This window comes from Pseudomonas argentinensis, from assembly GCF_001839655.2.
Classification (GTDB): domain Bacteria; phylum Pseudomonadota; class Gammaproteobacteria; order Pseudomonadales; family Pseudomonadaceae; genus Aquipseudomonas; species Aquipseudomonas argentinensis_B.
Genome location: NZ_CP056087.1, coordinates 1,780,146 through 1,793,529, shown reverse-complemented (window position 1 = coordinate 1,793,529; position 13,384 = coordinate 1,780,146). Strand labels below are relative to the sequence as shown.

Annotated in this window: 11 protein-coding genes and 2 pseudogenes; 8 read left to right on the top strand and 5 right to left on the bottom strand. The window is 64.1% G+C overall.

The window, feature by feature from the left end:
- Positions 1 to 8: 8 nt before the first annotated feature.
- Together SA190iCDA_RS07860 and SA190iCDA_RS07855 are read right to left on the bottom strand one after the other, a co-directional pair.
- A complete protein-coding gene (locus SA190iCDA_RS07860) occupies positions 9 to 1,385 on the bottom strand; it encodes an iron-containing redox enzyme family protein (protein WP_070884120.1) in 1,377 nt (458 codons plus the stop codon).
- Between the two features lie 260 nt (positions 1,386 to 1,645).
- Positions 1,646 to 2,527 (bottom strand): manganese catalase family protein, encoded by an 882-nt coding sequence (locus SA190iCDA_RS07855; protein WP_070884121.1) that lies wholly within the window; start codon positions 2,525 to 2,527, stop codon positions 1,646 to 1,648.
- A 263-nt stretch (positions 2,528 to 2,790) separates the two neighbouring features.
- On the opposite strand from SA190iCDA_RS07855, the gene SA190iCDA_RS07850 reads away from it, so the two are divergent.
- Positions 2,791 to 3,300, top strand: a complete 510-nt coding sequence (locus SA190iCDA_RS07850; protein WP_070884122.1) for a ferritin-like domain-containing protein — start codon at positions 2,791 to 2,793, stop codon at positions 3,298 to 3,300.
- A gap of 61 nt (positions 3,301 to 3,361) precedes the next feature.
- Here SA190iCDA_RS07850 and SA190iCDA_RS07845 read toward each other — a convergent pair whose 3' ends face one another.
- Positions 3,362 to 3,574 (bottom strand): hypothetical protein, encoded by a 213-nt coding sequence (locus SA190iCDA_RS07845; RefSeq protein ID WP_083329697.1) that lies wholly within the window; start codon positions 3,572 to 3,574, stop codon positions 3,362 to 3,364.
- Positions 3,575 to 3,936: 362 nt separating this feature from the next.
- Between SA190iCDA_RS07845 and SA190iCDA_RS07840 the strand changes: the two are divergent.
- From SA190iCDA_RS07840 to SA190iCDA_RS07825, 4 genes and pseudogenes are all read left to right on the top strand, one after another.
- Positions 3,937 to 4,086 (top strand): annotated as a pseudogene (locus tag SA190iCDA_RS07840) (general stress protein); the annotation flags it as partial.
- 185 nt (positions 4,087 to 4,271) lie between these two features.
- Positions 4,272 to 4,781 carry a DUF4142 domain-containing protein gene (locus SA190iCDA_RS07835; protein ID WP_070884125.1) on the top strand — a complete coding sequence of 170 codons (510 nt, stop codon included), beginning with the start codon at positions 4,272 to 4,274 and terminating at the stop codon, positions 4,779 to 4,781.
- Positions 4,782 to 4,833: 52 nt separating this feature from the next.
- Positions 4,834 to 5,585: pseudogene (locus SA190iCDA_RS07830) on the top strand (OBAP family protein).
- Positions 5,586 to 5,651: 66 nt separating this feature from the next.
- Entirely contained in the window at positions 5,652 to 6,458 is an 807-nt protein-coding gene (locus tag SA190iCDA_RS07825) for an MBL fold metallo-hydrolase (RefSeq protein ID WP_070884660.1), read from the top strand.
- A gap of 36 nt (positions 6,459 to 6,494) precedes the next feature.
- Here SA190iCDA_RS07825 and SA190iCDA_RS07820 read toward each other — a convergent pair whose 3' ends face one another.
- Both SA190iCDA_RS07820 and SA190iCDA_RS07815 read right to left on the bottom strand, forming a co-directional pair.
- Positions 6,495 to 8,900: a hybrid sensor histidine kinase/response regulator gene (locus SA190iCDA_RS07820; protein ID WP_070884661.1), complete on the bottom strand. Its 2,406-nt coding sequence runs from the start codon at positions 8,898 to 8,900 to the stop codon at positions 6,495 to 6,497.
- Between the two features lie 151 nt (positions 8,901 to 9,051).
- The gene (locus SA190iCDA_RS07815; protein ID WP_070884127.1) at positions 9,052 to 9,903 is read right to left on the bottom strand and encodes an ABC transporter substrate-binding protein; all 852 of its coding nucleotides are present in this window, start codon (positions 9,901 to 9,903) and stop codon (positions 9,052 to 9,054) included.
- A gap of 452 nt (positions 9,904 to 10,355) precedes the next feature.
- Between SA190iCDA_RS07815 and SA190iCDA_RS07810 the strand changes: the two genes are divergently transcribed.
- From SA190iCDA_RS07810 to hemL, 3 genes are read left to right on the top strand one after another with little or no spacing between them, the layout of a single operon-like run.
- Positions 10,356 to 11,189: a bifunctional hydroxymethylpyrimidine kinase/phosphomethylpyrimidine kinase gene (locus SA190iCDA_RS07810; protein WP_070884128.1), complete on the top strand. Its 834-nt coding sequence runs from the start codon at positions 10,356 to 10,358 to the stop codon at positions 11,187 to 11,189.
- Positions 11,189 to 11,830, top strand: coding sequence for a thiamine phosphate synthase (thiE, locus tag SA190iCDA_RS07805; protein WP_070884129.1), 642 nt, complete (start codon positions 11,189 to 11,191; stop codon positions 11,828 to 11,830). Before SA190iCDA_RS07810 ends, thiE begins: the two co-directional genes overlap by 1 nt.
- 21 nt (positions 11,831 to 11,851) lie before the next feature.
- Positions 11,852 to 13,141, top strand: a complete 1,290-nt coding sequence (gene hemL / locus SA190iCDA_RS07800; protein ID WP_070884130.1) for a glutamate-1-semialdehyde 2,1-aminomutase — start codon at positions 11,852 to 11,854, stop codon at positions 13,139 to 13,141.
- Positions 13,142 to 13,384: the final 243 nt, after the last annotated feature.

Sequence of the window (13,384 nt, the reverse complement as noted above, 5' to 3'; positions counted from 1 at the left end):
GCATCTGGTTATTGGAGATAGGCGTTGAACAGACGCGTGGCCAGCAACCCTGCCGGCGTGAAATGGCTGGCGGGCGACATCAGCTCGATCAGCTTGCTGGCTTGCTGCTGAGCCGGCATCGCCCGTAGCGTCGCGTGCAGCGCCTGGGCCTCGTCGTCCAGGCCCATGGCCTGATCGGCGCCCGCCGCTGCCGGGCGGCGACGTGGCCGGCCCCGGGTACGCGCGGGTGTCCAGCTACCGGCGATCCAGTCATGCAGCAGCTGCAACTCGTAGCTACTGAACACACCGAACATGGCGGCTCGGTCACCCTGTACCAATTGCCAGAAGCGACTGTTCTGCGGGTCTTCGTCGCGGCGGATCCAGCCACGCTTCTGCAAGGCTTCGAGAAAGGCACGTACCTGCCCCGGCTCGCTGAGCCATTCATTGACGGTGCGCCCTTCGATCCGGCAGTAATCGGAGTGCACTTGGGTGGCCACTTCGCGCTTGCGCTCGAGCATGGCGCAGACCTCGTCCTCGAGGTCGAAGGCGGCGATCACCGCAGTGGAGCCGATTCCCAGGTCGTTGAGCTGGTAGCCACGCAGCACGCGGCGGTAGAACGCATCGCGATCGCCAACTACCGGCAGGTTTTCCAGCACCGCCTGCACGGCTTTCTGGGCATGGCCGGTGCTGGCGTTGTCGATGGTCACGTGCAGCTGGAAGTAGTAGGGGTCGACATCCAGCTCGGTCAGCTCGTAGCTGGTGATCAGCAGGTGCAACGGCAGCTGTTCGTAGCCCAGGTTGTAGCCGATCACCTCGGGCAGGTAATCGTCGGCCAGATGGCCCAGTGCCAGTTGCTGGGCACCCTGCAGAAAGTGCTCGTCTTCCAGCTCGGCCAGCTCGTCACAGCCATGCTGAGCCAGCAGTTGCTTGTAGAGCACCACGTGGTTCATGGCCGGAACGCCGTCGCCCAGTTCTTCGAGGTAGGTGCGCAACAACGGGCGCAGGCGCAGCTCCTGCCAGTGCCTGAGCAGCCCGTACAGCCAGGCGCCGTCCACCAGCTTGGTGGGCGCCACATGGCGCAGGAAATACAGCGCATGGGCGCGATTATGGAAGTAGCGCCGTGGCGCACCCTGACGTCGCTCCTCCAGATACTGCCCATAGGCCTCGGTGGTGCGCAGCGCGGCGCCACGCATCCAGTCCAGAAGCGCTTCGGGCTGCGCGGGCACATCGCAAGGCAGTGCCTGGGCCTTGGCCAGCTGGCCATCCAGGAAGCTGCGCGCCTCGTTCAGCGCCCCCTCGTCGAGTTCGGGTTGCAAAAGACGCTCGTACAGGGTGCGGGCGGGGCCGGCCTGAAGAAAATTGCAGCTTTGGCTGGACGTGGTGAAGATCGGCATCAAAGTCGTCATGGTCGGAGCCTTGCGTGGGCAGTTCAGGAGCACCAGGAAAACGAGACGGCACTCGATCGATTCTTGGAGTGGCCGCGCATGCGGCGCGTCATGGCCTTATGAAATTGGGAGAGGGACAGACGAGAAAGATTCAATCTTCAGGATCAGCGGTCACCGGCATGGCACCGGCAGCTCCCGTGGCGCCAGCCAGAAAAAAGCCAGGCCGAGCATCGCTCGCCTGGCTGGTCGGTGGCCCTGCCCTACGGCAGTGAGGCTGGCCCTTATTCGGGTTTGCGCGCTGCACCCGAGCCGAGGTCGGCACCGGTAATCGAATCCAGGGTCGGATCCGAAGCGGTGCGCTTGGCCATCTGCAGAAGGGTTTCAGCCTGCTTGGCCGGCAGCATGACCTGCGCGGTACCGTCGCCACCGTCGACCGCCGGCTGCGGGCTGGCAACGAACTCCCACTGGTCGCCTTCGTTCCAGGGGCCACGGCGATCCTCTTCGCCCTGGGACATGTTGAAGTACACGCTGGTGAATTCCGGCACGCCCGGCAGCTTGCCTTGCGGGAAATTCGGCTGGATGGCGTGCAGCGCTTTCTCGAAGGACTTCTGATGCGCCAGCTCACGGGTCATCAGAAAGGCCAGCGCATCCTTGATGCCCGGGTCATCGGTCACGTTGATCAGCCGCTCGTAGATGATCTTGGCACGGGCTTCGGCGGCGATATTGGAACGGAAATCCGCCGTCGGTTCGCCGATTGTGTCGATGTAGGCCGCCGTCCAAGGCACCCCGGCGGAATTGGTCAGCGCCGGGCCACCGCCGTACAGCAGGGAGGTGATGTGCGAATCGTTGCCGCCCTCGGTCAGCGAGCGGTACAGCGCCGCCTCCTCTTCCACGGCTTCGGCCAGATCACCCTTGGCGCCCTTGTTGAGCATGCCGACGATCGAACCGATGATTTCCAGGTGGCTGAGTTCTTCGGTGGCGATATCCAGCAGCAGGTCCTTGCGGCCTGCATCGTCTTCAGCCAGGCCCTGGGTGAAATAACGCATGGCTGCCGCCAGTTCGCCCTGCGGGCCGCCGAATTGTTCGAGCAGCAAATTTGCCAGGCCCGGATTGGGGCCGGCAACTCTTACCGTGTATTGCAATCGCTTGTTATGTACGAACATGGACTGTTCTCCTCACCGGTAATCATTCCCTTCATGGTTCAGCTCCTCGCCCTCATCGGGCATGTAATACCGAATGCAAAAGTGCGCATCGAGTTCAAGCAAAAACAAATTTAACAATCAAGCGAAACGGCAATTTCAGGTGCGCCTGCGTCTTGCCGCTTCGCTTGATAGCGTCTCGCTTAATACCGCTGGCGAAAAGTAATGAACCTGTGCAGCAGCGGCCGTCTCGGAACATTACTTGCCTATAACTGCGAGATCCGACCATGACCACGAAACGCGAAAACCTGGTGAGCTGGCTGCGTGATGCCCATGCCATGGAACAACAAGCGGAGCAGATGCTGACCGCCCAAAAAGAGCGCCTGCACAATTATCCCAAGTTGCGCACGCGCATCGAAAAACATATCGAAGAAACAGTGGGCCAGCGCGAGACCCTGGAACGGGCATTGAGCCGCCTGGGTAGCGAACCCTCTACCTTGAAAGACCTCAGCGGCAAACTGATGGCGTTCGGCCAGGCCATGGGTGGCATGGTCATGAGTGATGAAGTCGTCAAGGGCGCCATGTCGGGTTATGTGTTCGAAACCCTGGAGATCGCGTCGTACACGGTGTTGATCGCGGCCGCCAAAGCCGCGGGTGATCCCCAGACCCAGCAGGATTGCGAAACCATCCTGCAGCAGGAAATCGCCATGGCCGAGTGGCTACGCGAACACCTGCCGGAGTTGAGCCAGGCCTTTCTGGACCGCTCCGACACGCCTGGCCTGGAGGCCAAGCGCTAACCGCCGGCCCGACCCGCCCAACATTGAAAGCCGGCGCATGCGCCGGCTTTCCACAGGGTTCTCAAGGCTGCTGATGGTGGCCGGGTGTGGTACCCGGCTCGTGGGTGCGAGTGATCTTGCTGACCTGCACGTCGGTCACTCGCCCCTTGGCCCCCTCGTTCTGCACGTGCTGCTGCGCCTGCTCGACCGTCATGGTCTCGGCGTCGGACGACACTTCCAGATGCATCGGTTGGTTGTCGCATATGTAATTGATCAGAAATATCTGCCCTTTCATGGTGATGCCTCGCTATCAGGTTGGCCTTGCCTCATGTCTGCACAAGGCTGTTTAACGATATCAATTCCAGTGAGATGCCAATATGCCAAGCACAACAATGCTGACTGTATATATGCGCCAGTGTTCGATAGATAACAACCAATAACGACGCGCAAAACAGCAGCACAATGACAGCAAGCGAAGCAGCCCCTTCATATACAACGCCTATACAACTTACTATCACAACACCATCATTTTTACCATTCATCGCCATCGCCACTTTTTATTCGAACATTCTGCATCGCCACCGCCTCGAACTTTTACCTGCCGCTGATGGCAGGCCATACCGAGAGGATAGAGAAATGGCTAATACCGGAAACAACAATCCAGGCAACTTCGCTAACGATCGTGAAAAAGCCAGCGAAGCCGGCAAGAAAGGCGGACAGAGCTCTGGCGGCAACTTTGCCAATGATCGTGAAAAGGCATCCGAAGCCGGTCGTAAAGGTGGCTCCAACAGCCATGGCGGACGATAAGCCTGGAGAACGGGAGGGATCCAACCCTCCCTTCTTCGACTAATTAACGAAGCGGTCTGCCGATGATTAAAAGACCGCTTCGTTAATCCCGTTTCCTTTATCAATTCATGCCAATCGACAGCGGACCACCGCCACTACCGCAAAGGGTGGTGACAGCCGCGGTCACGACTTATCAAGGAGTCATCATGAAACGCACAGGTGTATTGATCGGCGCAACCGCCGCACTGATCTTCGCTTTCGCTGGGCTGGCTCAGGCCGCCGACAAGGTCAGCGCCAATGACTTCGCCGAGGAAGCGTCGGCCAAAGGCATCGCTGAAATCGAGACCAGCAAGCTGGCGCTCGAGAAAGGCAGCCATGCCGAGGTCAAGAAATTCGCCCAAACCATGATCGATGATCACACCCGTGCCAACGATGAGCTCAAGGCACTGGCCGAGAAGAAGAACCTGCAGGTCTCCGATGACGCCGAGCTGATGAACAAGGCCAAGGCCATGATTCTGCAGGTGCGCGATGGTGAGAACTTCGACAAGGCCTACGCGAACAACCAGGTAGTCGCCCACGAACAGACCATCGAGCTCTACCAGAAGGCGGCAGCTTCCGATGATGCCGAAGTCAGCGCCTGGGCCAAGAAGACCCTGCCCAAGCTGGAGCATCACCTGGAGATGGCCAAAGAGCTGCAGAGCCAGACTCGCCAGTAATTTCCGCCCTGAGCCCGGTGAATGCCGGGCTCAGGCATGCTTGGAGATCACCATGACCGCGCGAATGGGCCTGGCGCTACTGCCCCTGCTGGCCATTGTGCCGCTGAGCGGCTGCATCGCCACCGAGAGTCATTCCAACGTCGGCATCGAAGGCGCTCCCGCCAAAGCCGATACCCGCCTGCTGGAAGCTGGCGCTGCAACCCTGCAATCCCATCCCCCGTCGCCGCCCTGAATGCCTACCTCGACGGCTTTCACTTCTATAACGGCAGGCAGGACGCACAGATGGAAGCCCATCATTACTGCTCCGTCCTCAGTGAAGAACTGATTCAGTGCGTGATCTACGACGGCAATGTCAAGGATGCCAAGCTGATGGGCGTCGAGTACATAATCAGCGAACAGCTATTCAAGACCCTGCCTGCAGAGGAAAAGACGCTCTGGCACAGCCACGTACATGAGGTGAAATCAGGCCAGCTGGTGGCCCCCGGTATTCCCGAAACCGCCGAGCACGCCCTGATGCGCAAGCTGGTGCGCACCTATGGCAAGACCTGGCACACCTGGCATACCGATCAGAAGAAAAGCCTGCCGCTTGGCGTGCCACAGCTGATGATGGGCTTCACCGCCGACGGCCAGGCGGACCCACGCATGGTCGAGGAGCGCGACCAGCGCTTCGGCATCGACAGCGCGAAAAAACGCCAGAACCGCGCCGATATCGAACGCCCCGAGGTGCTCCCCGGCGCCGATGCCTGGCAGAAGGGCAAGGTGTTCCAGATCGACGACCCCACCGGTGCCCATGTACATCATTGACCAGCCGTCTCGCTGTGCCGCCTTGTGGTCGAAGGCCGCACGCTCGGCACGATGGGAATGGCCATGATCAGGATCCATCATCTCGATTGCGGCTGCATGTGCCCGTTTGGCGGCGCGCTGTTCGACGGGTTCAGCAAAGGGCCCAGGGCTCATCTGTGCTGTCACTGCCTGCTGCTGGAGACCGATCGTGACGGCCTGGTGCTGGTCGACACCGGTTTTGGCGAGGGTGACGTGGGCGATCCGTCGCGGCTGAGCCGGATGTTTCGGCTACTCAACAACATCCAGTTCGATCCGGCACGCACGGCCGTTGCACAGCTGCGCAAGCTGGGTTTTCAGGCGGCGGACGTGCGCCATATCCTGCTCACTCACCTGGATTTCGATCACGCCGGCGGCCTGGCCGACTTTCCCAACGCCACGGTTCACCTGATGCAGGATGAACACGCCGCGGTTCAACAGTTGAGGGGCTTTCTGCCGCGCCGCCGCTTCGTACCAGTGCAATGGCGCGGAATCAGCCGCTGGCAGTTGTACCGTGAAGAAGGTGATCAGTGGTATGGATTCGAGTCGGTGCGCAGCGTGGTCGACGACGTTCTGCTGATTCCGCTGCGCGGCCATACTGCCGGTCATGCGGGCATCGCCGTGCGTGGTGAGGACGGCTGGGTGTTGCATGCTGGCGACGCCTATTTCTTCCGCCACGAGATCGGCCAGACGTCGCGCCGGTGCCCGCCCGGGCTGCGCCTGTATCAGCGGTTGATGGACACCGACCACGACCGGCGGGTGATCAACCAGCACCGTTTGCGTGCCCTGTCACTGGAGCAGCCGCAGCTGGCCATCTTCTGCAGCCATGATGCCCGCGAGCTGGCGCGCTACTCATAGGTCCACGCAGCGCCCCGTGAGCAGACAAGCGGGCCGTCAGGCCGTGCGGCACAACACCCAGTCGTGCAACAGCACACGCAGTTCGTCGAACTTCACCGGTTTGGCCAGGTAATCGCTCATCCCCGCCGCCAGGCAGCGTTCGCGGTCACCCGACTGACTGTGGGCGGTGATCGCCAGCACCGGCAGCTCGGCGCAGGCGGGCAACTGGCGCAGGGCGCGGCAGGTGGCGAAGCCGTCCATCACCGGCATCTGGCAATCGAGCAGCACCGCGTCGATGGGTTCACGCTGCAGGTACTCCAGCGCTTCGTTGCCGTTGTCCGCGGTGCGCACGCGGTAGCCGAGCTTGAGCAGCATGCCACGAATCACCAGTTGGTTGACGGCGTTGTCCTCGACCACCAGCACCGTGCACTGCTCGGGCGCGCGTACTGCGGTGCCGGCGCTGCGCCGCACCGTCGGCAGCTGCGCGGGCTTCTGCACGGGCAGCGCCAGGGTCAGGTCGAGACGAAAGATACTGCCGCCCGCACCGGCACGATTGGGCTCATAGGCGAGGCTGCCACCGAGCAGGTCGACCAGCTGGCGGCAGATGCTCAGGCCAATGCCCAAACCACCGTATTCGCGGGTCATCGAGGTATCGAGCTGATGGAAACGGCGGTACAGGTCGGTTTCCCGGACATTTTCCAGGCCGATGCCGGCATCGATCACCTCGATGCTCAGCGGCAGGTTGTCCGCCGCGGCCTGGGCCGTGCCGCGAACGCGCAGGCGCACCGTGCCCACCAAGGTGAACTTGATGGCGTTGTCGAGCAGGTAACCCAGCGCCTGGGCCAGCTTCTGGCCGTCGCCTTCGACCGTATCGGGCAGGCGCTCGTCGAGGTCCAGCTTGAAATCCAGGCCCTTGCCTCGGGCGCGGCCTTCGAAACTCGCGCACAGGCCGTCGAGCAGCCCACGCAGGCTGAAGGTTTCCCGCCGCGGATAGAGCCGGCCGGCCTGCAGCTCGGTGAGGGCGAGGATGTCGTTGACCATCTGCATCATGTCCCGCGCCGAGCGGGTCGCGGTCTTCTGGTACTGCTCCGCCTCGGGGTCCAGACGCAGGGTCTGCATCAGCTCCAGCGAACCGATCACGCCGTTCATCGGCGTGCGCAGCTCATGGGTCACGGTGGCCAGGAAGTCATCCTTGAGGCGGTTGCTGTCGGCCAGCTCGTGGTTGAGCGCCTCCAGCTTGGCACTGGCACTCTGCAGGATGCGCGCGCGCTCCTCCTTCATGGCATTGATGCGGTCGGCCAGGGCCAGGGATAGCAACGCCACCTCGATGGCGCTGCCGATCTGGCTGGCGTACATGGTCAGGAACGCGTTGGGCAGGTAGCCGAGCACCATCAGCGTGTTGATCACGCCGCCAAGCAGGAACGCCGCCCAGGCGAACAGGAAATAACGCGCCACCCGCATGCCGCGCCACCAGGCCAGCGCGCCGGCGATGGGCACCACCAGGGTGAACACCAGGGCCAGCACAGTGGCCAGGCGCAGCGACAGGGCATAGGTGGCGCACAGTGCCAACACCATCACCAGCACGCCCCAGAGCATGAGCAGCAGCAGGCTGCGGTCCACCCAGGGGCTGTGCTGGCGGGTGTGCAGGAAGCTGCGCGCGAACTGGCAACCGAACAACGCCGTCGCACCAATCAGGAACGGCGTGGCCGCGTTGGCCCACCACGGGCTGTCAGACCACAGGAACTCGATGCCGGCGCCATTGACCGACACCTGGTAGAGGCCGAACGAGGCGATGTAGAAGATGTAATACAGGTAGCTGGTGTCGCGTACGCTGATGAAGATGAACAGGTTGTAGATCAGCATCACCAGCAACACGCCATAGATGATGCCCAGCACGTAGATGCGCGCCGGCTGCTCTTCCAGGTAGGTGGTCGGCGACCACAGGCTCAGCGGCGCCTGGATCGACCCCTGGCTTTCCAGGCGCAGGTAGACGCGGCGCACCTGCTCGGGCTGGAAGTCGAGGGTGAACAGGTAATTGTTCTGGCGGATTTCGCGACTGGAGAACGGCAACGCATCGCCGGTGCGATGGCTCAGGTGAAAGCGGCCATCGGCAGCCTCTTCGTAAAGTTCCAGGTGGTCCAGCGGCGGATAGGCCAGCTCCAGCAGCCAGCTTTGCGGATTGCCGCTGGCCGTGCCCTGGGGCCGATACTGCAGATCGATGCGCAGCCAGAACGCCGAGCGCGAATAGCCGGCGTTCAGCACCGCCTTGTCGTGCTGCCGGAAGCTGCCCTGCAGGGCGCTGGAGCTGACGTCATCGATGGTCTTGTCGCCGCGCACGTCCTCGAACACCGCCATGTGTTCGCCGAGCGGCAAGACGCGGGTGCGCTCGTCGAAGACCGCCGGGCCGGCGCCACTGGCCAGCAGCGGACAAAGCGCCAGAAGAAGGATCAGGAAGAAACGCATGCAGCCCCGCAGATGACCCTGTTGTGCCGCATCGCGAGGCCCCACGCCGTCGAAATGATGCAGCCGTTCACGGCTCGACATATGTATGAATGCCGGCAACTCTATGGGGGCCGAACGCGCATCGCAAGCACCATGACGACCGGACGTCAGCTCAGGGCGCCGGCAGACTCAACAGGGCCTTGGCGATGGCCTCGGCCAGGTACTGGATGGAGAACACGCCGCCGTGGGTCCAGGTGTCGGGCATCGCCGCGAAACGGTCGGCGCGCACGAACGGCATGGCCCGCCACTCACGCGTGGCGAATAGTTGCGCCTGCCCGGCGAACGGCTCGATATACAGCACCACGCCCTCCTCGATGCTCGCCAGCGCCTGCACCGGCACCACCGCCTCGCGCGGTTGCGGGTAGGCGGGCTGCAGGTGCAACTGCTGCAGGGCGTGCTCGATCATCGACTCGCCGCCGTCGACACGCACCGCGCTCGGCGAGGTGAAGCGGATCACCGCGACCTTGGGCAGGTGCCCGCGAAAATGCTCGACCAGTTGGCGATGCAATTCATCGACCTGCACCTGCATGGCCGCCAGTTCGCGCAGCGCATGATCCTCGCGGCCGAAGCGCTGGGCCAGGGCCAGGTAGTCGTCACGGGCGACCAGGTAGCTGTCGTGTTCCTGGGACAGGCTGCCATAGGCGGTGACCGGGGCAATGTGCGCCAGCTGCGCACGCATGCCCTCCAGCGGCTCGCCGATGACGATCAGGTCCGGCTTGAGTACGGCCAGTTGTTCGAGATCCGGCGCGCGCCGCGATCCCGCGCTGGGCACCCAGGCCGGTAGCGGCGGGCGCGCCACCTGGGCGCGGTACCGATCGGCATCGGCCACGGCCACCGGCGTGATATCGAGCTTGAGCAGGTGTTCGGTGGCCTCCCAGCTCAGCGCCACCACCCGCGGCTCGGCCTTGACCAGACCCGGCAGCAGGCAGAGCAGCAACGCGACACCACGCAACAGATTGTTCATGCCAGGCGCCTTCTGCCCTTACCAATGAATAACAGTGCACGCCTGGCGATCCACAGGCACGCCATCGTACAAACACCCCTCCCCGGGCTCAAGGCCCTAGGGCCTGTTAACACTTCGGCACGACCGCGCCGGAGCCCGTTTTGCCGCGAGGCAAGGGCCGCGCCCGCTCCCTGCGGGCTTGCGGCATTTCCCACATCCATGTGGGTCACACAGCCGCGAAGTTTAGCGGGCTAAATGAGCCGGCGAGAAACGCCGCATCGCGGCAAAACGGGCCCTAGCGTAGCCGGCTACGGCAGCCGCGACCCAACCGCCGACCGGGCCGGCCTCATCGTTGCCCATAAAATGTTAAGCTCGCGCCCCATCCAAATGCCGCCTGCCATGTGCCGGTGCGAGCCCGATCAACCCGGTACCGCGGCCACCGCCGTACCCGTAAACCGGAACCCGCGACACAGATGATCGACTTTGGCCTCCCCGATTACCCCCGCAGCACCGCCCGCCTCGCCCCGTCGCGCCCGGTGGTGCTGTGCCTGTCCGGCCATGACCCGAGCGGCGGCGCCGGCCTGCAGGCCGACATCGAAGCGCTGCTCGCCCAGGGCTGCCACGCGGCCCCGGCGGTCACCGCGCTGACCGTGCAGGACACCGTCGACGTCAGCGACTTCCGGGTACTGGATCGCGACTGGGTACTGGCCCAGGCCCAGGCGGTGATCGCCGACATGCCGGTGGCGGCGGTCAAGCTGGGCATGCTCGGTTCGGTGGAGATGGTCGACACCGTGCTGATGATCATGGACCAGCTGCCCGGCGTGCCGCTGGTCTGCGACCCGGTGCTGCGTGCCGGTGGCGGCGGCGCCCTGGGCAAGGAAGACGTCGGCTTTGCCATGCGCGAGCGCTTGTTCGCCGCCTCCACCATCGCCACGCCGAACCTGCCCGAAGCGCGCATTCTCGCCGAACTGCCGGATGGCAGCGCGGATCAGTGCGCCGAAAAGCTGCTGCCGTACATCGAACACCTGCTGATCACCGGCGGCCATGGCGACGAAAGCGAGGTCCACAACCGCCTGTACCTGCGTGATGGCAGCCGCCATGACTTCACCTGTGCCCGCCTGCCAGGCAGCTACCACGGCTCGGGCTGCACCCTGGCCAGCACCCTGGCCGGTCGCCTGGCCCTCGGCCAGGACCTGATCGGCGCGGTGCAAATCGCCCTGGACTACACCTGGCGCACCCTGCGCGACGCCGAGCAACCCGGCCGTGGCCAATTCGTGCCACGCCGCCTGCCGCTGGATCTCAGCTGATGGCAGCGCCCGGCAAACTGCGCGGTCTCTACGCCATCACCGACAGCGCGCTGCTCGCCGGCGGCAAGCTGCTGCCCTATGTGGAGGCGGCCCTGGCCGGCGGCGCACGCCTGCTGCAGTACCGCGACAAGTCCACCAACGAGGCCCGTCGCCTGCGCGAAGCCGAAGCGCTGCGCAGGCTGTGCGAGAATTATCGCGCCACGCTGATCATCAATGACGACGCCGAGCTGGCCGCCCGCCTCGGTGTCGGCCTGCACCTTGGCCAGCAGGACGGTTCGCTGGCCGCCGCCCGCGCCCTGCTAGGCCGTCAGGCGATCATCGGCGGCACCTGCCACGCCCAACTGGCACTGGCCGAGCAGGCGGCCGGCGAAGGCGCCAGCTACGTGGCCTTCGGCCGCTTCTTCAACTCACTGACCAAACCCGGCGCCCCGGCCGCCAGCCTCGACCTGCTCGCTACCGCCAGGGCCCGCGTGGCGCTACCGATCGTCGCCATCGGTGGCATCGATCTGCACAACGCCGCCCCGCTGATCGAACGCGGCGCCAGCATGGTGGCCGTGATCCACGCCCTGTTCGCCGCCGATTCGCCCGCCGAGGTCGAGCGCCGCGCGCGCGCCTTCGGCGCCCTGTTCGAATCGAACTGACTGACCTTTCAGGAGACCCCCATGTCCCGCTCCGAAACCCTTTTCGCCAACGCCCAGAAACACATTCCCGGCGGTGTGAACTCACCGGTGCGCGCCTTCAAGAGCGTGGGTGGCACACCGCTGTTCTTCAAGCACGCCGAAGGCGCCTACGTCACCGACGAAGACGACAAGCGCTATGTCGACTACGTAGGCTCCTGGGGCCCGATGATCCTCGGCCACAGCCACCCCGAGGTGCTCGACGCGGTGCGCCGCCAGCTTGACCACGGCCTGTCCTACGGCGCACCGACCGCCATGGAAACCGAGATGGCCGATCTGGTCTGCTCCATCGTGCCGTCCATGGACATGGTGCGCATGGTCAGCTCGGGCACCGAGGCGACCATGAGCGCCATCCGCCTGGCCCGTGGCTACACCGGACGAGACGCCATCATCAAGTTCGAAGGCTGCTACCACGGCCACTCCGACAGCCTGCTGGTCAAGGCCGGCTCCGGCCTGCTGACCCAGGGCGTGCCGAGCTCGGCGGGCGTGCCGGCGGACTTCGCCAAGCACACCCTGACCCTGCCGTTCAACGACATCGCCGCGGTCGAGAAGACCCTGAGCGAAGTCGGCGGCAGCGTGGCCTGCATCATCGTCGAGCCGGTGGCCGGCAACATGAACTGCGTGCCACCGGCGCCGGGCTTCCTCGAAGGCCTGCGCGAGCAATGCGACGAGCACGGCGTGGTGCTGATCTTCGATGAGGTGATGACCGGTTTCCGCGTCGCCCTCGGTGGTGCCCAGGCGCACTATGGCGTCACCCCGGATCTGTCGACCTTCGGCAAGATCGTCGGCGGCGGCATGCCGGTGGGCTGCTTCGGCGGCAAGCGCGCGGTCATGGAACGTATCGCCCCGCTCGGCCCGGTCTACCAGGCCGGTACCCTGTCGGGCAACCCGCTGGCCATGGCCGCCGGCCTGACTACCCTGAGGCTGATCAGCCGCCCGGGCTTTCACGCCGAGCTCACCGACTACACCAGCCGCCTGCTGCAAGGCCTGCAGGATCGCGCCGATGCCGCCGGCATCCCGTTCGTCACCACCCAGGCAGGCGGCATGTTCGGCCTGTACTTCAGCGGCGCCGACGATATCGTTACCTTCGATGACGTGATGGCCAGCGATGCCGAGCGCTTCAAGCGCTTCTTCCACCTGATGCTCGAAGGCGGCGTATACCTGGCGCCAAGCGCCTTCGAGGCCGGTTTCACCTCCATCGCCCATGGCGAGGCCGAGCTGAAACTGACCCTGGACGCCGCCGAGCGCGCCTTCGCCGCCCTCAAGCAGGGGTGACCGACCGGCGCCGTTCGGCGCCTGGGGTGAACGGCAGGTGGCCCGAGCGGTTCTTTGCTAGGCCACCACCGCACATCGACGCGTTATATCAGGCACCGGTGAGACCGCCCTTGCGCCAGCTCGGGGCAGAAAAGCCGGCAAACACTTTGTAAGAACGGTGCTGCTTATTTCATAATGTGATGCCGAGCCCATTTGGCCTCGTCATTCATCCACCTGTCAGCCTGTCGAGGTATCCGGATCTTC